Origin of the sequence: Actinoplanes sp. NPDC049681 (genome assembly GCF_044465265.1) — a bacterium.
In the GTDB taxonomy this organism is placed as follows: domain Bacteria; phylum Actinomycetota; class Actinomycetes; order Mycobacteriales; family Micromonosporaceae; genus Actinoplanes.
This window is the reverse complement of the sequence record NZ_JBITLP010000005.1, coordinates 297,901-319,883: the sequence shown is the minus strand read 5'-3', so window position 1 is coordinate 319,883 and position 21,983 is coordinate 297,901. Positions and strand designations below refer to the sequence as shown.

General features: G+C 73.4%; 19 protein-coding genes. 3 read left to right on the top strand and 16 right to left on the bottom strand.

Features of this window, described 5'->3' with window-relative positions:
* Positions 1-82: 82 nt before the first annotated feature.
* The 3 genes from ACIBO8_RS19780 to ACIBO8_RS19770 are packed head-to-tail and all read left to right on the top strand — an operon-like array spanning position 83 to position 2,951.
* Complete coding sequence (locus ACIBO8_RS19780; protein ID WP_396116701.1) at positions 83-1,213, top strand: hypothetical protein; 1,131 nt, start codon at positions 83-85, stop codon at positions 1,211-1,213.
* The gene (locus tag ACIBO8_RS19775) at positions 1,210-2,124 is read left to right on the top strand and encodes an ABC transporter ATP-binding protein (protein WP_396116700.1); all 915 of its coding nucleotides are present in this window, start codon (positions 1,210-1,212) and stop codon (positions 2,122-2,124) included. The genes ACIBO8_RS19780 and ACIBO8_RS19775 overlap by 4 nt, the downstream gene beginning before the upstream one ends.
* Positions 2,121-2,951, top strand: a complete 831-nt coding sequence (locus tag ACIBO8_RS19770; protein ID WP_396116699.1) for an ABC transporter permease — start codon at positions 2,121-2,123, stop codon at positions 2,949-2,951. The genes ACIBO8_RS19775 and ACIBO8_RS19770 overlap by 4 nt, the downstream gene beginning before the upstream one ends.
* Here ACIBO8_RS19770 and ACIBO8_RS19765 read toward each other — a convergent pair.
* The 16 genes from ACIBO8_RS19765 to ACIBO8_RS19690 form a co-directional block, all read right to left on the bottom strand.
* Complete coding sequence (locus ACIBO8_RS19765) at positions 2,948-3,715, bottom strand: esterase/lipase family protein (protein WP_396116698.1); 768 nt, start codon at positions 3,713-3,715, stop codon at positions 2,948-2,950. The genes ACIBO8_RS19770 and ACIBO8_RS19765 overlap by 4 nt on opposite strands.
* A gap of 39 nt (positions 3,716-3,754) precedes the next feature.
* The gene (locus tag ACIBO8_RS19760) at positions 3,755-4,681 is read right to left on the bottom strand and encodes an ATP-binding protein (protein WP_396116697.1); all 927 of its coding nucleotides are present in this window, start codon (positions 4,679-4,681) and stop codon (positions 3,755-3,757) included.
* 46 nt (positions 4,682-4,727) lie between these two features.
* Positions 4,728-6,989: an ATP-binding protein gene (locus tag ACIBO8_RS19755; protein WP_396116696.1), complete on the bottom strand. Its 2,262-nt coding sequence runs from the start codon at positions 6,987-6,989 to the stop codon at positions 4,728-4,730.
* A 102-nt stretch (positions 6,990-7,091) separates the two neighbouring features.
* Positions 7,092-8,834: a hypothetical protein gene (locus ACIBO8_RS19750; protein ID WP_396116695.1), complete on the bottom strand. Its 1,743-nt coding sequence runs from the start codon at positions 8,832-8,834 to the stop codon at positions 7,092-7,094.
* Positions 8,831-10,108 (bottom strand): hypothetical protein, encoded by a 1,278-nt coding sequence (locus ACIBO8_RS19745; RefSeq protein WP_396116694.1) that lies wholly within the window; start codon positions 10,106-10,108, stop codon positions 8,831-8,833. Before ACIBO8_RS19745 ends, ACIBO8_RS19750 begins: the two co-directional genes overlap by 4 nt.
* Entirely contained in the window at positions 10,105-13,695 is a 3,591-nt protein-coding gene (locus tag ACIBO8_RS19740) for a hypothetical protein (protein ID WP_396116693.1), read from the bottom strand. Before ACIBO8_RS19740 ends, ACIBO8_RS19745 begins: the two co-directional genes overlap by 4 nt.
* Complete coding sequence (locus ACIBO8_RS19735) at positions 13,692-14,699, bottom strand: endonuclease/exonuclease/phosphatase family protein (RefSeq protein ID WP_396116692.1); 1,008 nt, start codon at positions 14,697-14,699, stop codon at positions 13,692-13,694. The genes ACIBO8_RS19740 and ACIBO8_RS19735 overlap by 4 nt, the downstream gene beginning before the upstream one ends.
* Before the next feature lie 96 nt (positions 14,700-14,795).
* Positions 14,796-15,755, bottom strand: coding sequence for an endonuclease/exonuclease/phosphatase family protein (locus ACIBO8_RS19730; protein WP_396116691.1), 960 nt, complete (start codon positions 15,753-15,755; stop codon positions 14,796-14,798).
* Positions 15,752-16,144 (bottom strand): response regulator, encoded by a 393-nt coding sequence (locus ACIBO8_RS19725; protein WP_396116690.1) that lies wholly within the window; start codon positions 16,142-16,144, stop codon positions 15,752-15,754. Before ACIBO8_RS19725 ends, ACIBO8_RS19730 begins: the two co-directional genes overlap by 4 nt.
* A 5-nt stretch (positions 16,145-16,149) precedes the next feature.
* On the bottom strand, positions 16,150-16,461 hold the full coding sequence (locus ACIBO8_RS19720; RefSeq protein ID WP_396116689.1) for an STAS domain-containing protein: 312 nt from the start codon (positions 16,459-16,461) through the stop codon (positions 16,150-16,152).
* Positions 16,462-16,526: 65 nt separating this feature from the next.
* Positions 16,527-16,943, bottom strand: a complete 417-nt coding sequence (locus tag ACIBO8_RS19715) for an ATP-binding protein (RefSeq protein ID WP_396116688.1) — start codon at positions 16,941-16,943, stop codon at positions 16,527-16,529.
* Complete coding sequence (locus tag ACIBO8_RS19710) at positions 16,940-18,334, bottom strand: PP2C family protein-serine/threonine phosphatase (protein ID WP_396116687.1); 1,395 nt, start codon at positions 18,332-18,334, stop codon at positions 16,940-16,942. The genes ACIBO8_RS19715 and ACIBO8_RS19710 overlap by 4 nt, the downstream gene beginning before the upstream one ends.
* Positions 18,331-18,675 carry an STAS domain-containing protein gene (locus ACIBO8_RS19705; protein ID WP_396116686.1) on the bottom strand — a complete coding sequence of 115 codons (345 nt, stop codon included), beginning with the start codon at positions 18,673-18,675 and terminating at the stop codon, positions 18,331-18,333. Before ACIBO8_RS19705 ends, ACIBO8_RS19710 begins: the two co-directional genes overlap by 4 nt.
* Positions 18,675-19,514, bottom strand: a complete 840-nt coding sequence (locus tag ACIBO8_RS19700) for a dolichyl-phosphate beta-glucosyltransferase (protein WP_396116685.1) — start codon at positions 19,512-19,514, stop codon at positions 18,675-18,677. The genes ACIBO8_RS19705 and ACIBO8_RS19700 overlap by 1 nt, the downstream gene beginning before the upstream one ends.
* Positions 19,511-20,803 carry an oligosaccharide flippase family protein gene (locus ACIBO8_RS19695; protein ID WP_396116684.1) on the bottom strand — a complete coding sequence of 431 codons (1,293 nt, stop codon included), beginning with the start codon at positions 20,801-20,803 and terminating at the stop codon, positions 19,511-19,513. The genes ACIBO8_RS19700 and ACIBO8_RS19695 overlap by 4 nt, the downstream gene beginning before the upstream one ends.
* On the bottom strand, positions 20,800-21,957 hold the full coding sequence (locus tag ACIBO8_RS19690; protein ID WP_396116683.1) for a glycosyltransferase: 1,158 nt from the start codon (positions 21,955-21,957) through the stop codon (positions 20,800-20,802). The genes ACIBO8_RS19695 and ACIBO8_RS19690 overlap by 4 nt, the downstream gene beginning before the upstream one ends.
* Between the last annotated feature and the right edge of the window lie 26 nt (positions 21,958-21,983).

The following is a 21,983-nucleotide window of genomic DNA, read 5'->3' as shown; positions in this document are numbered from 1 at the left end:
TCAGCTAACCACATGGCCGCGGGCGCCCGCGCCCGGTCCGCGCCCGGCGGCCGATCGTCGCGCTCCGGCGTAGATTCGCGGGATGAGGGACCTCCTGGGCGCGGGCCGCACGGTCGTCCGCGCGCAGGCCCGGCGCCGGTGGAGCCTCGTCGGGGCCCTGGTCCTCGTGCTGGTCGCGATCCCGGTCGCGCTGGCCCACCGGCCGGTCCCGGCCACCGAGGCGGCCCCCGGCACGCTGCGCGGGCAGATCATGACGTCCGCGGGCCGGCCCTTTCACGGGTACGCCCAGAGCACCGGCTCCCTCGGCCTCCCGGCGCTGCCCGGCCTGGCCCAGGTCACGGCGGTGCTCAGCGGCACCACCGAGATGCGGGTCTGGTACGCCGCGCCCGACCGCTGGCGCCTCGACGTGCTGGGCCCGGGCACCGAGCGCGACCTCTACCGGACCGGCCACGACCAGGTCGTCTGGGACTACGGGGACAACCAGCTCTCCCTGGTCCTGGGCGAGCAGCCGGTGCGGGTGCCCCGCGCGGCCGACCTGACCCCGCCCGAGCTGGCCCGGCGCCTGCTGAGCCTGGCCACCGGCGACCGCCTGGAGCCGCTGCCCGCCCGGCGCGTCGCCGGGGTGCTCGCCGCGGGCATGCGCATCGTGCCGGTCGCCTCGGGAGCCACCGTGGCGTACGTGGACATCTGGGCCGACCGGGCGTCCGGGCTGCCGGTGCTCGTGGAGGTCACGGCCCGTGGTGCCGGGCGGCCGGTGTTCGTCACCCGGTTCCTCGAGCTCAGCCTCGCCGCCCCGGCCGCCGAGGTGCTCCAGCCGCCGGCCCGCCGCCCGGGCACCGGCTTCACCACCACGGACACCGGCGACCTGCTGGGCGTGCTCGACCGGTGGGACGCCGTGACGCCGCCGGACCTGCTGGACGGGCGGCCGCGGCTCCCCGCCGCCGGGGGCGTGACGGCGCTGGGGGCGTACGGGAGCGGCCTGGCCCGCTTCGTGGTCGCCGGGCTGCCCGGCAGGCTGGGCCGCGACGTGTACGGCGACGCGGCCCGGTGGGGACGCCGGCTCGACGTGCCGGGCGCGGAGGCCGTCCTGATCGGGGCGAACCCGCTGAACCTCCTCGTGGTCCGGGCGGAACGCACCTGGCTCGTCGCCGGATTCGTGGACGAGCCCGTGCTGCGCCGGGTCGCCGCCGGCCTCGCCGGAGCCGCCGCATGATCGTCACCCGTGACCTCACCAAGACGTACCGCCGGGTCACCGCGGTCCGCGGCGTCGGCCTGCAGGTGCGCGAGGGCGACCGGTACGGCCTGCTCGGCCCCAACGGCTCCGGCAAGACCACGCTGATCCGGATGCTGCTGGGCCTGGTGTACGCCACCCGCGGCGAGATCGAGGTCCTGGGCCTGCCGGTGCCCGAGCGCGTCCGGGACGTGCTGCCGCAGGTCGGTGCGCTGGTGGAGGGGCCGGGCGCGTACCCGCATCTGTCCGGGCGTACCAATCTGGCACTGCTCGACGCGGCCGGCCCCGGTGGCGCCCGGCGCGACCGCCGCCGGCGCATCGGCGAGGCGCTGGAGCGGGTCGGCCTGGCCGGCATCGACCGCCGCCCGGTGGGCGCGTACTCGCTGGGCATGCGGCAGCGGCTCGGCCTGGCGGCGGCCCTGTTGCGGCGGCCCCGGCTGCTGGTGCTCGACGAGCCCACCAACGGCCTGGATCCGCGCGGCATCCGGGAGATCCGTGACCTGCTCACCGAGCTCAACGCGGCCGGCACCACGGTGCTGCTCTCCAGTCACCTGCTCGCCGAGATCGAGGCCTTCTGCACCCGGGTGGGCGTGATGGACCGGGGGCGGCTGGTGCTGCAGGACGAGCTCGCCGCGCTGCGGGCGCCCACCGGGCGGGTGCTGCTGGACACCCCGGACGGCGATCGCGCGTACGCCCTGCTGAACGGCCGGGTGGAGCACCGCGACGGGCAGCGGCTGACCGTACGCCACGACACGCCGCACGACCTCAACGCCCAGCTGGTCGGCGCGGGTGTCCGGGTGACCGGGCTGGCACCCGAGCAGCGCTCCCTGGAGCAGGTGGTCATGGACGCGACGACGACCAGCTCCGACCGGGTGGAGGGCGGCCCGGCATGATCCGCGTGGAGCTGGCCAAACTCTTCCGCCGTCCGCGTACCTACGTGATGGCGGCGCTGCTGTGCGCGCTGCCGTTCACGGTCGCGGTCTTCCTGGCCACCACCCGGATCCCGCCGCCGCCGGGCCAGGGCGGTGCCTTCCTGTCCGCGGTGCTGAGCAACGGCGCCCTCTACCCGGCGGCGGCGATGGCCCTGGTCCTGCCGGTGCTGCTGCCCGTGTCGGTCGCCGTGCTGGCCGGCGACGCGGTGGCCGGCGAGGCGGCCGCGGGCACGCTGCGTTACCTGCTCGTGCGGCCGGTGGGGCGGACCCGGCTCCTGGTGGCCAAGCTCGTTTCGCTGATCGTCTTCGTGCTGTTCGCCATCGGCGCGGTGCTCGTCACGTCGTACCTGACCGGCACGGCGCTGTTCGGCGCGGAGCCGGAGGGCTCGGTGACCTTGCCGGCGGACGTCACGTCGCTGTCGGGTGTGGCCATCACGCCGGCGGGGCTGGCGGCGCGGCTGCTCGGCACGGTCGCGTACCTCACGGTGTCGATGCTGGGCGTGGCGGCGCTCGCGCTGTTCCTCTCCACCGTCACCGACTCGGCGCTCGGCGCGGCGATGGGGTCGCTGGCCGTCCTGGTGGTCAGCCAGGTCCTGGTGACCCTGGACGCGGCCGCCGCGGTCCGGCCGTACCTGCCGACCCGCTACTGGCTGGCCTGGATCGACTTCTTCCGCGACCCGATCCTGTGGCGCGACATCGAACGCGGCGCCGCGCTGCAACTCGTCTACCTGGTCGTCCTCCTGGGTGCCGCGTGGGCCAACTTCATGACCCGCGACATCCGCAGTTAGGCAGGGCAGCGGGTGGGCTCGGACAGCGGTGCCGTCCCGAGCGCGCCGAGGACGAGGGCGGTGACGATCGGGTCGGTCGGCAGCGCGCTGTGCGAGATCCGGGCGGCCGGGCAGATGCTCTGCACCGGGAGGTTGACCGCGCCGTCCAGGCGGGCGGAGTCGGGCGGCTGGACCGTCTCGTCGTTCTCGGTCCAGATCGACAGCCAGGGCAGGCCGTCGGGCACCTCGTCGTCCAGGCTGTCCAGCAGGGAACTGCCCGGTGCCAGCTCCCGGCACGCCGGCGGGCACGAGCCGGGGGCCAGCGCAGCGCCGACACCGGCGAGGCGGGCGCCGTGCAGCGGCGACCCCAGCGTGACGATCCGGCGCGCCACGGTGGCGCCGTCGTGCCGGTCCACCCAGAGGCGGGTCACGACGCCTCCGGCGGAATAGCCGACGACGTCGATCGACGGTGCGCCGCCGGCCAGGGCCGCCTTCGCCGCGGTGTCGAGCGTCCGGGCCTGCTCGAGCAGGTCACCCGTGCCGTCGCCGGGCAGGGTCAGCACCGTCGCGTCGCGGCCGGCGGCCCGCAGCCGGGCGGCCAGGCGGGACAGGGCGGTGCGGCTGCCGCCGTACCCGGGAACCAGCAGGACCGGTCCGGGCCGCGACTGATCGGCTCGTGGCCCGCGGTCACCGGGGTCGAGCAGCAGTCGCAGCCCCACGATCGCCGCCCCCGCGACCAGGATCGCGAGGGCGGCGAAGAGCACGAGCCTGCGGCGCGGGGACACACCTCATCATGACTCGCGGAGGTGCGTCCCCGGAGGGGATCAGCGGGCGGCGTCCGCCGGCAGGTGCACCTGGCCGCCCGTGGTGTCGACCACCGCGGCCGGGAGGGTGAACCAGATGCGCGCGCCGTCGTGGAACTCCGGGTCGGCGCCGATCGCCCCGCCCAGTCGTTCCACGATCCGCCGGCAGATGGTCAGGCCCAGACCGGTGCCCGGGTACGCGTCGGGATGCGCCCGGTGCAGCTCGCCGAAGATGGCCTCGTGCTGGCCCTCGGGGATGCCGACGCCCTGGTCGGTCACCTCCACCCGGACCATGCCCGCCTCCGTACGCGCCGACAGGTGCACCCGCGCGGCCTCGCCCGGCCGGACGTACTTGAGCGCGTTGCCCAGCAAGTTCTCCATCAGCCGCCGCAGCATCCCGTGGTCGCCGCGGACCGGCGGCAGGGTCTCCCACGTGATCTGCGGCTCGGGGCGCCGCGTGGCGCCGGGCCCGGCCAGCTCGATCGCCCGGTCCGCCACCACGTCGTCCACCAGCGCCGAGAGGTCGATCGTCGTGAGGTGCAGCTGGGCGCCGCGCACCGTCGAGTACGCCAGCACGTCGTCGATCAGCCGGCGCATCCGGTCGGTGCCCCGGTTGATCTCGGCGACGAAGTCGTCGTAGTCGTCCGGGTGCGGATAGCCGATGTCGAGGTGGGTGAGGAGCTGGGCGTACCCGCAGATGCCCGCGAGCGGTGCCTTGAGGTCGTGGCTGATCTCGCGGGAGAACGCCTCGAGCTCCTGCACCGAGCGGCTCAGCTCGCTGACCCGGCGCTCCAGCTCCGCGTTGCGGAGGCGTTCGCGCTCGAGTTCGGCGTACAGGTTCGTCGCCGCGGGGCGCTGCGCCGTGGTGACGACGTACCGGCGGGGGAACCGGCCGATCCGCCGACGGCGCTGCGACCACCGCTGGGCGCGGGTAGTCACGACTCGCATGGGGGCACCGTCCCGGGGGGCTTGGGGTGAAGGGGTCACGGGGAGGTCAGCGTTGTCCGGCACTGTCGGCTCCCTCCTCGTCGGCGGCCAGGTAGCCGGCCATGACCCGGACGGCTCCGGCGACCGCGTTCTCCACGCCGGCGACCAGGTCGGTCAGGTCCTGCTCGCTGGCGCCGGCGGTGGCGTTGCGCTCCACCTGGGCGCACGCCTCGGCGAGCGAGCCGGCCCCGAGCAGGGCGCTCGACGACTTGAGCGTGTGCGCGGTCTTGCGCAGCGCGTCGTGGTCCAGCCGGCGCAGGGCGTCGGCGAGGGCCGAGCGCCGCCCGTCGAGCTGGGACAGGAACGTGTTGACCGTGGTGACCACGAGCGCCCGGTCCTCGAGCTGCTCCTCCAGGTCGCGCAGCTTGCTGAGATCCGGCGCGTCGGCGTCCGCCGCGGCCGGCTCGGCATCGGGTTGTGGTTCCGGTTCCGGTTCGTCCGGCGGGCCCGACAGGTACGGCTCCAGCGCCGCCCGGAGCTCCGGCAGTGTGATCGGCTTGCTGAGGTGCCCGTCCATCCCCGCCTCCAGGCAGCGCTCCCGGTCGCCGTGCAGCGCGGTGGCGGTGAGGGCGAGGATCGGGATGGTGCACCCGGCCGCGCGGACCCGGCGCGTCGCCTCCAGCCCGTCGGTACGCGGCATCTGCAGGTCCATCAGCACCACGTCGTACGGGGTGTCGCCGAGCAACGCGTCCACCGCCGCCGAGCCGTCGGGCACGCCGTCGCACTCCACGCCGAGCAGCTGGATCATGCGGCGGAACACCGTACGGTTCACGTCGTTGTCCTCGGCCAGCAGCACCCGGCCGCCGGCCAGCGGCGGCACCGTGATCGGCGCGCCGCGCACGCCGGTGCGCTCCAGGTTCAGCGCCGCCACGAGGCGGCCGACGACCAGCGGGGCGGTCAGCACGCCCGGCTTGCGGACGATGCCGGTCCGGGGGTCGGTCGCGCTGATCATGAGGGTGCGGCCCTTGGGGCCGAGCGCCTCGGTCATGGCGTCGGCGCGGCGGATGGCCTCGGGGTCGTGCGAGTCGTCGCACCACAGCACCGTGTCCACGTCCGGTACCCGCTGCAGCACGTCGTCGAAGCGGGCCGGCACCGGCTCGGCGCCCGCACCCTGCAACAGCCAGGACATCGCCAGCGTCGAACGCGGCGTCGGCGCGACGACGGCGATCCGGCGCCGGGCCAGCGGCGGCGGCGTGGCGGCGGGCGGCTGCTGCGCCGCGGCCTCCAGCGGCAGGCGGATGAAGAACTGGGAGCCCTCGCCGGGTTCGGACTGCACGTCGATCGTGCCGCCCATGCACTCGACCAGCCGGGTGGCCAGGGCGAGACCGAGGCCGGCGCCCTCGTGCCGGCGCGCCGCCGACGAGTCGGCCTGCACGAACGGCGCGAAGATTCGCTGCCGGTCGGCCTCGCTGATGCCCGGCCCGGTGTCCGAGACGGTGATCAGGTACGTGTCGTCGCCGTCGCGCTCGGCCGTGACGACGACCTCGCCGGACTCGGTGAACTTGACGGCGTTGCCCACCACGCAGGTGAGGACCTGGCGCAGCCGGTCGATGTCGCCGAGGACGGCGGCGGGGAAGTCCGGGGCCGGCGTGGCCAGCAGCAGCAGGCCCTTGCGGCGCGACTGCTGCTGCAGGGGCTCGACGATGCCCTCGAAGACGCGGCGCAGCACCACCGGCTTGCGCTCGACGTGCAGGCTGCCGGTCTCCAGCCGGGCGAGGTCGAGCATGTCGTCGGTCAGCGCCTTGAGGGAGTGCACGGACCGGTGCACGCTGTCGACGATCTCGCGGACGTCCTGCGGCAGCTGCTGGGCGCGCAACAGGTCGACCGTGGCGACGACGGTGGTGACCGGGGTCCGGATCTCGTGGCCGAGCAGGGCCAGGAACTGCGACTTGGCCTGCGCCGCGGCATCGGCGTCGGTGGCGGTGCCGGCGGCGGCACCGGCCGGCTCGACCGTCACGAGGCGCCGATGCGAGCCGCAGTCGCTCTCCAGGTGCGTGACCCGTACGGTGCCCTCACCGTCGGCGTCGCACCGGCACGGCAGGACCGTGGGTGGCGCCTGCGGTGTCATGTCCCGTACGGCGGAGAGCAGGTGCTGGTGTCCCGGGCAGGTGCCGCCGGACGCGGCCAGCACGGCGCCCTCGGCGGGGTACGCCGAGCCGCCGTCCGGTCGCGTCCATCGCCCGTTGGCGACCAGGACACGGCCGTCCGGATCCACGATCGCCGCCGGGCCGGGTATCGCCTCGACCAGCGTGCGCGCCGCAAATCCCATGCGCTGACCTTTCGCAGGAGAAGGGACCCGGGTAGTCGGGTCCATGCATCAGGGTGGGTGCCCGCAGGGGCGGAGGGGGGAGCGTTCGGGAGCAACGGGGTTTCACTGCGCCGGACCGGATCGTGCCGCGGCAAGGTGCCGGGGAGCCTGCGGGGCACCGGCGATCTTCCGTTCCCGGGCGGCCCGGCGGCGCCGGCGGACCAGCAGCAGCACGACCAGCAGCACCGCGGCGGCGAGCATCCCCGCCAGCCACCAGAAGGGCTTGCGGAGCACGTCGGCGATCGGCGGGCGGGCCGGCCCGGCCAGCTTCGTGTCCTTGCCGATCAGCGCCGCCGCCCGCTTCGGCGTGCCGTCGGCGTGCAGCAGGCCCTCCGCCTTCCCCGGGCCGGTGCGCCAGGGGAACAGGCTCCCGGGCTGGGTGGTCATCCCGTCGCGCAGCCACGCGAAGACGGTGCCGCGTACGCCGCTGCGGCCCGCGATCAGCCGGCTCTGCTGCACGTCGTACGCCTGCTCGGCCTCCGTGTGGCCGCCGGGGAAGACGCTGTTGTACGTACTGAGGCCGAAACGGGACAGCATCAGCGGGCGGCCGGAGGCGTTGCGGGACACCTGAGCGAGGGCCGCGGCCAGCTCGTCGTACGACCCGTTCCAGGCCAGCGACACCGCGTCGAACAGCCCGTTGACGGTGGGACTGCCCGCCGCGGAGACGTCGGACCACGAGACGGTCACCGGGTGGCCGGGGTCCACGGACCGCAGCTGGGTCACCGTGTGCACCACCCATCCGTAGACCTCCACCGAGCCGGCCACGCCGGTGGCCCGCTGGTCCGGTGCGTCGGCGACGTCCCACATCGCGATCGCGCGGTGGTCCCGCAGGGCGCCGACTACCGCGCGCAGATGCATGTCGGTGGCCGCCCAGACGTCCGGGGTCAGCTCGTCCAGCCCGGAGAACAACACCGGCACCACGTGGACGTTCTGCGCGGCGGCGAGGTCGAGGAACCGCCGGAACAGCTGGAGCTTCGCGGCGTCCGCGGCGTCCCCGCCCAGCTGCGCGTACGGCAGCGGCACCCGGACGGTGTCCAGGCCGAGCTTGGTGACGGTGGCCAGATCCGCGCTCACCGCCTTCTCGTCGAGCGCCTTGTCGAACGGCAGCTCGTAGCCGACGCCGTGCAGCTCCGGGACGGTACGCGCGCTGGCGGCGCGGACGCCGGCCAGGACCGTGGCGCCCGTACCGCCGGCGGTGCGGCCGATGATCACCGGCGGTTCGGTGGCGACCCGGCGCAGCTGCTGGATCCGCCAGTAGCCGTCCTGCAGCACCAGCACGACGTCGTACGTCTCGTGGACGTCGGTGAGGGTGGGCAGGCCGGCGGTGACCGCCGAGCGGACGATGTTGGCGTCGGTGTCGCGGACCGACACCGTCATGCCGTCCAGGGCGAAGAACTGCAGTTCCAGATGGTGCGCGATGGACCAGGAGGCGGTCGCCGAGCGCGGCACGGCGAGCGCGGCGCTGCGGGCCGGCTCGGCGAAGGTGCTCGCCACCGGCTCGGTGTCGCCGGTGGTCTGGTATCGCCCGATGGCCGCCCAGGCCCGCACGTAGGCGGCCTCGATCTGCACCCGGGTGGCCGGGTCCAGCACCCGCTGGACGTCGTTGCCGTCCGGCAACCAGGTCACCAGCCGGTCCGCCTCCGGCGGCAGCTCGGCGACCTCGTGCAGCGCGGACGTGGACAGCGCCCCGGGCAGGTGCCAGCTGGCCAGCCGGGCGACGCCGGCGAGCACGGCGCCGCAGGCGAGGGCACCGAACACCGCGACGGACTGGACGATCACGCGCTTGACGCGGTTGCGCTGGATCACCTCAGCGTCACCCGCTCGGTCCTGCCGAGCACCGTGGCGCGCACGGAGAGCACTCCGCTGAGGGCGTCGTCGGGAAGTTCGAGGCGCAGCATCCCCTCGACGAGCTGGCCGGAACCGGTGGCCTTGTGCCCCTTCGGGTCGATCACGGACACCGCCGCCGGCGTGCCGTCCGCGACCAGGGCGCCGAGCGAGCCCCGGACGGGACCGACGACGACGCCGATGCCCTTCGGGTTGCGGCGTGCGGTCAGGGCGATCACCGGCCGGACGGCCCGGAAGGTGACCTTCAGCGGGCGCGCGGTCGCCGCCCCGCGGCAGGTCGCCCGCAGCGCCAGGGTCGCCGCCCGCCCCGGGGCCTCGATCGCGAATTCGGCGACGCCGCGCACGGTGTAGCCGTCGGCCTCGCTACCGCCGGAGGCGTCGCTCCAGCGCAGGTTCACCTCGGTGCCGTCGGGCTGCACGTTGCCGAAGCGGTCCCGCAACACGGCCGTCCGTACCGTGAGCAGCGATCGGCCGTCCGCCTCGGGCACCGCCCCGGTGACCTGGAGCAGGAACGGCACCGGCGGGCCGGCGACCTCGTCCAGGCTGACGGTCGGGCCGCTGACCGCGCCGACGCCGACGCGTACCTCGCCGGACACCGCCTTGGTGCCGGACGTGAGCAGCCCGTGCGCCAGCAGCCCGTCCATCCGCAGCTCGGTACGCCGCTCGGTGGCGCCGGCGCGGCCGCGGACGACGTCCACCAGGGTGCCGTCGGGCGCGGCGTTGCCGAACCGGTCCGCGGGCATCGTCACCACCATCGACCGGTCCGCGCCGTCGGCCACGATGGAGCGCGGACCGACCGCGGCCAGCGCCGGCCCGACGACCGGACCCGGCGCGATCGTCAGCGTTCCGGAGGTCACCGAGTTGCCGCTGCGGGCGATCAGCGTGACCGTGCCCGCCCACCGGGTGGTGTCGTCCGACAGCTCGAAGGTGGCCCCGTCGCGGCCGGCGACGGCGTCCGCGGTGACGGCACCGATGGAACCGACGCTGACGAGCGACACAGCGGCGCCGGTCGGGGCGCCGCGGACCGCCACGGTCACCGGTTCGGCGGCCTGGATCCGGCGGGTGTACGCCAGGCTCAGCTGCATGGGGCGGGTGATGACCACGCCCAGGTCGGTGTCGAACGCCCGGTTGACCACGAGCGCGGTCCCGGCGGCGAGGACGGTGAGGGCGGTGCCGGCCGCGAGCAGGCGCAGCAGCCGGCGACCGTCGGGCAGTTCCCGGCGGCGGTGCTTCATCGCCCGCCCCGGATGTACGTGCTGGCGTACACGGTGATGCCGGCGAAGCCGCTGGACCGCGGTGCGCGCAGCATGGTGGGGCGGTGCGGGGCCTTCACCGGCCCGTCGGCGCCGGTGTAGCCGGTCGTCGGCAGCCCGGAGGGCTTGAATCCGGTGCCGTCCGCGACCGGGATCCGGAACGTGGTGCGCCGCTGCGGGGCGATGCTGTCGGCCAGGTACGCGTGGTCCACCCATGCCAGCTCGCCGTTCGCGGAGCTGTACGCCACCAGCAGGTGCGGGATGGCCGCCTCGACGGTCATGTCGTTGCGGATCTCGCCCTCCAGGTACGACTCGCCGTCCGCCTCGGTCACGTGCAGGCCGGTCACCTGCAGGCCCCGGGTGGTGCCGCGCGGCGTGACGACCCCGCGGGCGTACACGGCGACCGACGCCGGGACGTCGCCGGCACCCAGCACCAGCGGGGTGATCTGCAGCGGGTCGAACTCGACCGGACCGTGCACCGCGGTCGACGGCGAGCTCGCGGCCGGCTGCGGGGTCGCCGTGTTCGCCTGCGCGTCCGGGCCCGTCTCGTTCTTCTTGACCCCGCCGTCGACCTCCGTGCCATACGCGCCGGTGCCGGCGATGCGCTGGAACTCGACCCGGAACGGGGACGTCTCGCCCGGCAGCAGCTTGTGGATGAGCACCTGGGCGGCGTCCCACGACGCCAGCAGCCGGTCGTTCTTGTCGCGGATCTGGGCGTTGACCGTCACGTCGGCCGGGTCCACGTCCATGTTGGTCACCTCGCCGACCACGACCCAGCGGCCGTCGACGAGCAGCGACCGGACGGACCCGAAGGCGAGCTGCGGCCGGTCCTGGAGGTCGGCGGTGGCCGTGCCGTCGGTGGCCAGCGCCCGCCGGCCCTGCTCCAGGAACGTGACGCCCTGGCGCTGCACGAACTGGTCCGGCGGCTGGTACACCTCTGCCGGCGGCAGGTCGATCCACCACGCGTTCCGGTACCACCGCGTGACCAGCTTCCTGGTCATGTGGAACTCCTCGAGCGACGTGAGGAACGTCAGCTCGGCCGTCACGGTGGTGCCCGTCGCCGTCTCCTCGGTCACCGTGGTGACGATCGACTTGAGCTTGCCGAAGGACGCCACCAGGCCACCGTTGCGGGACAGATCGACCTGGTAGTCCGCGAACGAGGGCGCGGTACGCGGGTCGAGGCGGGCGTACGCGTCCGCCTGCCGGTTGAAGTCGAGGTCGTCGTAGTAGGCCTTGACGATGTCGATCGGCGTCGGGTCGATGGGGCGGTGCTGGTAGCCCACCCAGCCCAGGCCCGCGAGCATGGCAAGGATGACCGCGGTCGCCTGGAAGCGGCGCCGGCGCGGCGAGACGTACCGGTGAGCGGCCCGGCGGCGCAGCCGTTCCAGCGTCGACTGCCAGCGCATGCCGCCCTCGGGGCCGCGCTCGGCGCCGATGCGTCCCGACGCGGCCAGCAGCTTGCGGTCCATCCGGGCCACCAGCCGGCTGCCCAGGTTGGGCCCGGGCATCCGCCAGAGCAGGCGGTTGGCCCAGCGCAGCGCCCGCGACACGCGCCCGGGCACCCGGGCGCCGCACGACGCCCAGGCGAGCAGCAGGATGGCGAGCAGCATGGACGCCGGCGGCACCGTGCCCCACATCAGCCGCTGCCAGCGGGCGACCTCACGGTCGACCTGGGTGTCCGGCAACGGGGGCACGTCCGCCCGTTCCCAGACCATGATCCCGTTCTCCAGGGTGCCCAGCTCGTGCCAGCCGCTGAAGCTCAGCAGCGGCGCGTAGAACGCGTCGTTGTTGAAGACGTACTTGAGGTTGTAGCGCTCGGGGACCGCGAGGAACTGCTGCAGGCTGCCGATGCCGGGCAGCCCGGAGTACTTCGCTCCCTCCAGGCGCTCGACCGGCCGCGACGTGAGCTCCGGCAGCCGCCGGGCCGAGTGGTAGTTGCCGTCCACCGTCTGCGCCGTGGTGTTGGCGCTCAGCCAGGCCATCTGGTCGCCGAAGCCCAGCGCCAGGTAACGCCAGCGCCAGTGCTCGTCCTTGTTGAGGAAGGAGACGATCGGGCCCGGGTCGATGGCCTGCGGCTGGAACGGGCGGTAGTGGGTGAGGTTCGCCGAGAAGAGCGTGAACGCGATGTGGGCGGTCGCCATCAGCACCGGCAGGAGCCCGGCCAGGCGGCGGCCGAAGTTCTTCACCAGCCAGGCGCGTACGGTGCCGTCGATGGTGCTCGACACCAGGCTGCCGCCGAGCGGCAGGATCGAGATGGTGGCCCAGAACGTGAACCGGTCCAGGGTCAGGATCTCGTACGCGCCGCCCAGCAGCATCCTCGGCAGGGGAGTGGTGCCGCCGGTGCCCAGGAACGTCAGCACGGCGAGCGACAGCGTCAGCGGCCAGGCGTTGGAGGTGATGCCGCGGATCAGCGCGTACGGCAGCACGACGAGCGTCGTGCCCCACGGGATCAGCCAGAAGACCAGCCCGGCGTTCGTGTTCACCAGGAAGTTGTCACGGCTGGCGTGGGGGATGGTGACCTGGGTGATGGGGTCGGCGTGCGAGTAGAGCCAGTACGGCAGCACGACGACGAGCAGCCCGATCACCATGAGCGTGCCGAACACCATCGTCCGCCCGAGGGGCCGCATGACGCGGCGCAGCCGGCGGGCGGTCACCGGCCACAGGGAGCTGCGGCCGATCGCGTCCAGGTGCCCGCCCGGCTCGTCGGGCAGCGGCGTGCGCAGCTCGATGACCAATGCGCTGACCAGGACCGGGCCCACGAAGAAGACAGCGCCGAAGAGCGTGGTTACGTGGTGTCCCGCGGTGGCGCCCATCGTGCAGGAGATGCCGAGCACCAACCACTTCAGCCGCCCGGTCCGCACCCACCGGTGCGCGAACGGCAGCGCATTGAGCAGGAAGCCGAGGGAGAACGTCGTGGGGAGCTGCCCGAAGACGTGGACCGTCTCGGAGATGGACGACGAGACGACCAGCAGGATCGCCGCCCAGCCCGCGGCCCGCTCGTCCACCCAGATCCGCGACCAGCGGTAGACGCCCAGGGTGAGGTTGCAGAGCGCGAACAGCTGGACCACCACGAATCCGCCGCGCAACCCGGTCAGCGGGCTGAGCGCGGCGATGGCGTAGTGGCTGCCGGGCGGGTAGCTGACCGTGGTGAAGCCGGTGTACCAGCGGTCGTCCCAGGTGGTGAACCAGCCGCGGCGGTAGTGGTCGGCCATGAAGATGTGCACGTACGCGTCGTACGTGCGCTGATAGCTGCCGCTGAGCAGCAGGGCGCCGTGATAGAACGCCAGGACGGAGAGGGCGATCAGCAGCAGCCGGTGCCGGCGGACGAAGCCGACGGCGGGCGGCACCGCGGGCGCGGGCGCCGGTTCGGGCTCCGATGGCGGTGCCGGAGCGGGGGCCGGAGCCGGTGCCGGAGCCGGAGCCGCGGCCGGGACGGGGGCAGCAACCATTGCCACCGGGGCCGGGGCCGGGGCCGGGGCGGCCGGCGGCGGGGCGGCCGGCGGCGGGGCGGGCGTCATGGGCGGCCAGTCCGCGGGGGGCAGGGACCGTCCCTCGAGGTCGACGCTCACGACGCGGCGGGTACGGCGATGTCGACGGCCAGCATCCGATGGTCGCTGCCCGGGTTGTCGGCGGTGTCGGCGCGCAGCACCGTGATCGGCTCCGACACCATGGCGTGGTCCAGGCGCAGCATCGGCACGACCGGTGTCCACCCGTTGGGGTAGGTGAAGCCGAAGCCCTCGCCGGCCTCGGCGAAGGCGTCGCGCCAGCCCGAGTCGGTCAGGGCCGCGAGGGAGCGGTGGTCGAGGGTGGCGTTGAAGTCGCCGATCAGCACTGTCGCCGAGGTGCCGGCGGGCTGCATGCCGACGAGGTCCGCCAGCTGGCCGCGCCACCGGGTGAGGTTGGTGCCCGAGAGCGGTGCCACGGCGTGCACGTCCACGACGCGCAGCGGGCGGCCGCCGAGCGTGATCGTGGCGGTCATCATCGGCGAGCCGTTGACGTCGAAGGCGCGGGCCGCGGTCAGGGGCAGCTTCGAGAAGATCGCCGAGCCGTGGAACCCGGGCAGGGGATCCGTGACGCTGTACGGGTACACCTCGGCCAGGCCGGACTTCTTCAGCCGGGCCAGATGCTCCGGCGTGACCTCCTGGAGCGTCACCATGTCGGCGCCGGAGTTGCGCAGCTTGAGGCCCACCGACCCGATGGCGGTGTTGCCGGCCTTCAGGTTGGCCGACAGCAGCCGCAGGGTGGCGGCGCCGCCCGGTGCCTGCTGCGGCCCCGCGGTCCGGTACGCGCCGCCCAGCCACGCGAGCAGCACGAGGCACAGCACGATGGAGACGGCGGCGACCACCCGTTCCCGGCACACCACCGCGATCGCGGTCAGCGGTACGGCCAGCAGCAGCACCCAGCCCCCGACGGTGGTCAGGGCGAGGAGGACGACGGAATTCTCGGGGTGCAGGCGCGCGACGACGGCGCACAGCACGAGCAGGGCGGCGGCCACGCGCAACACCCACGGGAGCACGGCCGAGCGGCTGCGGGTACGGCTGAGCCCGTACCCTATGCTTTCGACCGTTTTCACGTCTTTCTGATCGGACACTTCCGCCGTCTGCTGAGTGCGGATCCGGCACGGGATCGGCCTTCGCGGCGAAACACGGTGGCGAGGCGGGGCGGTCGGTTAGACTGCCCGCCCTCCCGGGGCCAGATCGACGACCAGCCGGCGGTGGTCGCTGCCCGTGCTGACCTCCGCCCGGGCGGCGCGGACCGCCAGGCCGGGGGAGATCAGGACGTGGTCCAGGCGCAGCAGGGCCGGCATCGGCCGGCGCCAGCGCGGCCAGGTCGCGCCGAGGCCCGGACCGGCGTCGTCGAACGCGTCCCGCAGCGGGCGCAGCAGCGCGGTCATCGACCGATGGTCCGCGGTGGCGTTGAAGTCGCCGGCGAGCACGAGCTCCGCGCCGGGCGGCGCGGTGAAGCCGGCCAGTTCCCGGAGCTGGCGGCGCCACGCGGCCAGCTTCACCCGGTTCAGCGGCGCCTCGGTGTGCACGTTGACCAGGCGGATCACCCCGCCGGGCAGGCGCAGGTCGGCCTGGGTCATGGGGCCGCCGCCCACCTCGATCTGGCCGGCCTGCTCCAGCGGTATCCGCGAGAGGATGACCGAGCCGTGGTACCCGGGGCGCGGGTCCAGCACGGTGTGGGGATAGGCGTCGAGGAGCCCGGCGGCCTTGATGGCGGCCAGATGCTCGTCGGTGATCTCCTGCAGGCAGCAGACGTCCGCGTCCAGGGCGGCGAGATCCCGGGCGAGTGCCTCCATGGCGGGGTTGGTGAGCAGCACGTTGGCCGTCACCAGCCGCAGCCGCGAACCGGCCACCGGCTCGGCGCGCCGCCGGTTGCGGGCGAGCATCTCGACCAGGCGGCCCGTCTGGATCACGGCCGGCACGGTCAGCGCGACGACCAGGGCCGGCTGGCGCAGCAGGGCGGCGGCCACGGCGAGCGGTGCCGCCGTGAGGATGCACCAGTCCGCCACTGCGGCGGCGCAGACCAGGAAGGCGTACCGCTCCGGCCGCAGCAGGCGCAGCAGCATCAGGGCGTAGACCAGCGCCGTCGCCACCAGCAGGACGACGATCAGTGCGGTTCTCACCCGACGTGTTCCCGGCCCGATCCGCGGACCCGCTCGACGCACGCGCGCAGTTCCCTGGAGTGCACCGGCTTGGTGAGGAACGCGTCGACGCGGTGCCGCCAGTCGTCGGCCTCGGCGGACGAGGACTCGATGCCCGTCACGAGGATGAAGGGCGCCGCGGCCCGGCCCGCCACCGGCAGCTGGTCCAGCAGATCGATGCCGGTGCCGTCGAGCAGCTGGAAGTCCGAGATGATCAGGCAGTAGTCCGTGCTCGCCGCCAGTTCGAGCGCCGACTCCACGGACGTCGCGGTGTCGGGCCGGTACCCCATCTGCTGCAGCATCCGGCAGAGGATCATGCGGGACACCACGTCGTCCTCGACGACGAGGACCGGCTCCGTCGCGGCGTCCATCGGGGTCACTCCTCCGGCGCGGCGTCGCGCATGGTGAAGATCTGGTCGAACTGCGTCAGCTGGAAGATCCGGTTCGCGTTCTCCCCGGACGGCCGGATGAGGGTCAACTCACCCCCGGACGCCTGCAGCTCGCGGTGCGTCCGGACCAGGACGGCGAGGCCGGCGCTGTCGATGAAGGTGACGTCCGTCAGGTCGATCGCCATCTGCCGGCATCCGCTCGAGATCAGCCGCCGGACGGTGTCCCGCAGCCCCTGGGCCTCCAGCGAGTCCAGGCGTCCCTTCAGGGCCACGGTCGCGGCACCCAGGGCTTCGTCCATGTGCTCCGTTGTCTCCACAACTGTCCCATCGGCATCGTCGGTGCGAAATTGAGTGATCGCCGGCGTCAGGGCGCCGGTTCGGCCTGCCGCGAGAATCGCAGCGTGCAGATGTTGGTGGCGCCGACCCGCTCGTAGTCGAGGTCCGCCAGCTGTTTCACGATCATGAGCCCGTACCCGCGGATCTGCGGGACGCCGGCGCGCGGCGCGACCACCGCGTGCTGCTCGAAGGCGCATCCGGTGTCGGTGACGCGCAGCTCCACGGTCGTCTCGTCGGCCCAGCCGGAGACGGTCAGCTCGCCCGGCCCGCCGCCGTACGCGTGGTCCACGACGTTGACGCAGATCTCGTGCAGCGCGAGCTCGATGCGGGAGAGCAGGCCGGGCATGTCCCCGGCCAGCGGCGGTCCGATCAGCTCGGCGAGCCACGGGCCGAGCCCGCGCAGCGCCTCGTGATCGGCCGGCAGGACGAGCGAAGCGGCGCTCATCGGTCCACCTCCGCGGCGCGCAGGACGACGAGGGTGCAGTCGTCGTCCGGCTGGGTGTCGGCGGCATGCTGGGCCACCTCGGCGAACAGGCGCCGGGCGACCTGGGCGGGTACGTCGTCGTGCCGGCGGCCGTACGACAGGGCCTCGTGGGCGCGCCCGACCGCGGTCAGGAACCGCTCGTAGCCGAAGAGCTTCCCGTGCGGGTCCTGCTGCTCGGCGAGGCCGTCGGAACCGAGAACCAGCAGGTCTCCCTCGGTGAACGGCAGGCGCAGCGAGCGCGCGGCCACCGTGCTCAGGGCGCCGATCGGCAGGGTCGCCGGCGGGATCACCGTGACGCCCGAGCGTTCGGCCCGGGCCAGCGGGCTGTGCCCGGCGTTGCACACGTCGACGTAGCCCGAGCCGGGCAGGTAACGGCCGACGGCCATCGTGATGAAGCGGCCGGCGTCGACCAGGTAGCCGAAGAGCTCCTCGTTGACCTGGTTGACCACGTCCGCGGGGTCGTCCGAGCGCCCGGCGACGCAGGCGTTGCGGATCGCGGTCACCGCACGGGTCATGATCATGGCGGCCGGCAGGCCCTTCCCGGCGACGTCGCCGACGGCGAACCAGAGCGCGCCGTCGCGCGGCGCGAAGGTGAAGAAGTCCCCGCCGGCCAGGTTCGCGGGTACGCACCGGGCGTACACCTCGGCACCGGGCACCTGCGGAGGCTCGGTGGAGAGCACCGCCTGGGCCAGCGCGGAGGCCATCTGGTGCTCCTGCTCCAGCTGGGCGCGCTGCACCTCGGAGCGGTGCAGCCGGGTCAGGTTCACCAGTCCGCCGATGACCGCCGCCACGGCGGCGGCCAGCTTGACGTCGCCGGTGTCGAACGCGGGGCCGTGGGTGCGGGTGATCGCCATCGCCAGCGCCGGCGACGTGCTGACCGGTACGGGCGCCACCATCGTCGGCGTCGGCGCGTCGGGCCAGACGGCCGGCTCGGTCAGCCCGCGGGCGACGGCCTCCTCCGCGATCCGGGCGAGGACCGGGAAGTGGGCCTCGTCGCCGGCCTGGTACAGCAGGCCGCCGCCGACCAGCACGCCGCTGTCGCACTCGGTGCTGGTGAGCACGGCGGCGGCCGTACGCTCGTGCGCCTCGGCGTGGTCGCGGCTCTCCGCCTGGACCCGGGTGAGGTCGTAGAGGGCCAGCAGCCGGTCCTGGGCTGCGACCAGGGCGTCCGTCAGCTCCTCCTCGGCCTGCTCGTGCAGGTCGAGCAGCTGCAGGACGTTCTGCGCCGCGATGACCGCCTCCGGCACCGAGCCGGCGGCGAACGGTCCGACGTCCAGGCGCACCGACTCCGTGCCCGCCGCGCGCAGCAGCGTGTTGACGGCCTCCGCCATGGTCGCGGGCACGGCACTCATCCCGTGAAGCCCGGTGTGTCGGGCACTGTCGGCGCGTACCGGATCGAGAACGCCTGGTCCAGCGCGGTGAGCTCGAAGATCACCCGGACCGGGTCGGACGGGTTGAGCAGCACCAGGGTGGCGCCGACGTCCGTGGCGGCCCGGGCGGCCCGCAGCAGCTCGGCGAGCGCGCTGGAGTCGATGAAGTGCACGGCGGACAGGTCGATGTCCACCTCGAGCCCGCTGCCGTTCGCCAGCAGGTCCGCGAGCAGCTCGCGGAACCGGGGTGTCTCGTGCGCGTCGAAGCGGCCGGTCAGCGTGATGAGGTGCCGCTGGTCCCAGCGCTCACTGCGAATCTCCATCAGTGCTCTCCTACGGAAACCGATACCGAGGGCGCCGGCCCTACGCCTGCGCCGAGGTGGTTGTGCTGCATGTAGCGCCCGCGGGCGGAGTTCATCCGGACCTTGAACATCTCACGCAGGAACTGCAGGGTCACCGACACCGGGTTGACGGTGGAACCGGGGGCGTCGATCCACTCCACCGGCACCTCCGCGATGTTCATGCGGTTCTTCTGCGCCAGGTAGAGCACCTCGAGGTCGAAGGAGAACCCGTCGATGACCTGGAGGCCGAACAGGCGCTTGGCCGCGGTGGCGGTGAAGAGCTTGAAGCCGCACTGGGTGTCGGAGATCGCCAGGCCGCCGCCGATGCGCACCATGGCCTGCAGGCCGGCGCTGAGCATCTTGCGCAGCCGGCTCTTGCCCGCCACCACGGCACCCGTCGCGCTGCGGGAGGCCACGACGATGTCGTACCCCTCCACCACGATCTTGCGGTACAGGCGGTCGAACTGCTCGATCGGCGTGGACTGGTCCGCGTCGGCGAAGAGCACGACCGAGCCGCGCGCCGCCATGACGCCGCGCCGCACGGCGCTGCCCTTGCCGCCGTTGCGGGCGGCCACCAGCACGCGCATGTTGGCGAGCCGCATGTTCTGCAGCAGGCTCACGGTCGTGTCGGTCGACCCGTCGTCCGCCACGATGAGCTCCCACGGCTCGCCGCGGGACGACATGTAGGTGGCGATCGCCCCGATCGTCGGGATGATCCGCTCTTCCTCGTTGTAGGCGGGGATCACCACCGACACCACGGGCGGCACGGTGATCTCGTGCGTCGCCCAAGCCCGGTACGCCTCGTAGGCACTGTTGTTCATCGGGAGGTTCGCCTTTCGACCATCGGTTCTGGGGAGGACTTGCGGGCAGTGCGACATACCGCCACGAGGACGACCAGGACGGTCATCGCCACGAGTTGGGCGCGGACCAGCTCCTGCATGCTGTGGTTCCAGTGCAGCAACAGCACCGTCTGCACCACGGCGCCGCTGAGCAGTGCCCAGGACTCCGTCGTGCGCCCGGTGGCCAGGTAGTGGCTGGCCACCAGGTTCGACACGGCGAACAGCGTGGTGCTGATGACGTACACCGTCAGCAGCCCACCGAGGTTCCGGTAGTTCGAGCCTAGGAAAATTCCCATGAAAACATTGCCAAACAGCCCGGTCGCTACGGCGCAGAGGCCGCCGATACCCGCGACGGCGTAGATTCCGCCGCGCAGCAGCTGGTCGGAGTTCTGCCCGGCGGCGTGCCGGCGTGCGGCGGCCGGGAACACCACCGTCGCCACCGACCAGGACAGGAAGAACGCTGCCCGGCCCATCAACGACAGCGCGGAGTAGGCACCGGCGGTCTCGGGCTCGAGGAAGTGCTTGGCCATCAGCACGTCGCCGTTGGTGATGATGATCTGGGCGCTGAGCAGCAGCCCCACCGCGGCGGCGTACGCCCGGATCTCGGTGAGGTCGCTCGCGCGCACCTTCGGCGCGAGGCTGCGGGTGGCCGTCGCACTGCGTACCGTCAGCCAGGTGGCGATGTAGGAGACCGCCAGCCCGGCCGTCACCCCCGGCACGCCGCCGCCCAGCGCGAGCAGGGTCACCGAGACCCCCACGCGGACGAGCATCTCCACCAGGAAGGTGACGGCGAGCCGCCCGAAGGCCAGCCGGCCCTGCAGGGCGCCCCGGCCCACCGCCTGGGCCAGGTAGTACGGCATGCCGAGGCCCAGGACGACGAACGGCCAGGCCGACGCCGTGTGGAACACCAGCTGCAGCTGCGGCGCCGTCAGGATCAGCACGGCGGCCAGCGCGACACCGGACGACCAGGCCCAGCGCCGCAGGCGTCCGGCGAGCCGGTCGGCCACCGAGGTCATGCCCGCGACCTCGAAGTTGCCGACCGAGCGTGCGGTGACCATCTGCAGGCCCATGGCCAGCGCCGTCACCACCGCCATCAGCGTCACCATGAGGGTGGCGTCGGAGAACTCGGCCGGCGTGAGCCAGCGCGCCATCACCAGGTTGAGCACGTAGTTGCCGGCGTGCGCGGCGGTCGTGGCCAGGGCCAGCACCATGCCGGCCCGGGCCAGCCGGCTGCCGTCGGTCTCCTCGGCCAGCACCGCGGTCTGGCTCATCGGGTCTTCCCCTCGAGCACCCGCTGCATGTGCATCACGTGCCACTCCACGACCTCCGACATCGGGATGCCGGTGGCCGCCGCGAAGTTGCGCCGTCCCAGGCTCGTACGCAGCTCCGGGTTGTCGATCATCTCGGCGAGCGAGTCGGCGAGGCTGGCGGCGTCGCCCGGCTCGAAGTACGTGCCGCGGAAGCCCTCCTCCTCGATGATCTCGACGAAGTCGCCGATCCGGGGCAGGGCCACCGCCCGGCCGTACTCGCCGGCCTGGTGCAGGACGCCGGAGCTGCCGGTCGTCGAGGTGTACGGGAACGCCACCACGGTCGCCGAGCGGAACAGCCCGGCCACGTCCTCCTCGGCCACGTAGCCGGTCTGCACCACGTTCGGCACGTCGGCGTACCGGCGGGCGACGTCGGCGAGGTAGCCGGGCGAGTTCGGGCTGTCCGAGCCCGCGATGACGAGCTCCAGGTCCTCGTAGCCCCGCTGCAGCAGCAGCCGGTACGCCTCGACCAGCACGTCGACCGTCTTGTACGTGCCCCACTTGCCGAACGCCAGGATGCGCCGCGGGCCGGGCGGTACGTCGAACGACGGCACCGCCAGCTCCTCGAAGCTGCCGTGCGGGGCGAGCAGGGCGTTGCGGGCGCCGTAGCGGTCCCGCAGCAGCTCGACGTAGCGGGGGATGGTCAGCGCGACCAGGTTCGAGCGCAGCAGGGCGCGGGTCAGGACCCGGCCGGCCGTCTTCATGACCCACGCGCTCAGTCGGGACCCCGCGAATCCGGCGTCGCGCATGTCGACGTTGTCCGCGAGGTTGTGCAGCACGACGACGCTCGGTACGCCGAGCAGCCGCAGCACCGCGGGGGTCAGCAGGCCCAGCGCGCCCGGGAGCCGCCGGTCGCCGAACGTGGCGAACTGGAGGTTGAACAGCACCACGTCGGGCCGGGAGGCCCGTACGGCGCGCAGGATGCGCACCAGGTTGGCGGGGCTGTTGAAGCGCCAGCAGCTCACGCTGCGGGTACCCGGCAGGGTGGCCGGGGGCCCGGCGTCGGTCTCGTCGGCGTAGACGACGACTTCGGACACCTCGGGAACCCCGGCGAGGTGCCGGACGAGGTGGAAGCCGAACTCGTTGAGGCTGTTGCGGCCGGGGGGAAGTGCAGTCACGACCCCGATCCGCAGCGCCCGTGTCG

What these genes read in the sequence shown, in the direction of transcription:
- ACIBO8_RS19710 (WP_396116687.1), bottom strand. Translation starts at nt 18,334, where the DNA reads ATGAGTGCCGTGCCCGCGACCATGGCGGAGGCCGTCAACACGCTGCTG.
- ACIBO8_RS19760 (WP_396116697.1), bottom strand. Translation starts at nt 4,681, where the DNA reads ATGCGAGTCGTGACTACCCGCGCCCAGCGGTGGTCGCAGCGCCGTCGG.
- ACIBO8_RS19700 (WP_396116685.1), bottom strand. Translation starts at nt 19,514, where the DNA reads ATGAACAACAGTGCCTACGAGGCGTACCGGGCTTGGGCGACGCACGAG.
- ACIBO8_RS19780 (WP_396116701.1), top strand. Translation starts at nt 83, where the DNA reads ATGAGGGACCTCCTGGGCGCGGGCCGCACGGTCGTCCGCGCGCAGGCC.
- ACIBO8_RS19695 (WP_396116684.1), bottom strand. Translation starts at nt 20,803, where the DNA reads ATGAGCCAGACCGCGGTGCTGGCCGAGGAGACCGACGGCAGCCGGCTG.
- ACIBO8_RS19755 (WP_396116696.1), bottom strand. Translation starts at nt 6,989, where the DNA reads ATGGGATTTGCGGCGCGCACGCTGGTCGAGGCGATACCCGGCCCGGCG.
- ACIBO8_RS19745 (WP_396116694.1), bottom strand. Translation starts at nt 10,108, where the DNA reads ATGAAGCACCGCCGCCGGGAACTGCCCGACGGTCGCCGGCTGCTGCGC.
- ACIBO8_RS19775 (WP_396116700.1), top strand. Translation starts at nt 1,210, where the DNA reads ATGATCGTCACCCGTGACCTCACCAAGACGTACCGCCGGGTCACCGCG.
- ACIBO8_RS19720 (WP_396116689.1), bottom strand. Translation starts at nt 16,461, where the DNA reads ATGGACGAAGCCCTGGGTGCCGCGACCGTGGCCCTGAAGGGACGCCTG.
- ACIBO8_RS19725 (WP_396116690.1), bottom strand. Translation starts at nt 16,144, where the DNA reads ATGGACGCCGCGACGGAGCCGGTCCTCGTCGTCGAGGACGACGTGGTG.
- ACIBO8_RS19705 (WP_396116686.1), bottom strand. Translation starts at nt 18,675, where the DNA reads ATGGAGATTCGCAGTGAGCGCTGGGACCAGCGGCACCTCATCACGCTG.
- ACIBO8_RS19715 (WP_396116688.1), bottom strand. Translation starts at nt 16,943, where the DNA reads ATGAGCGCCGCTTCGCTCGTCCTGCCGGCCGATCACGAGGCGCTGCGC.
- ACIBO8_RS19770 (WP_396116699.1), top strand. Translation starts at nt 2,121, where the DNA reads ATGATCCGCGTGGAGCTGGCCAAACTCTTCCGCCGTCCGCGTACCTAC.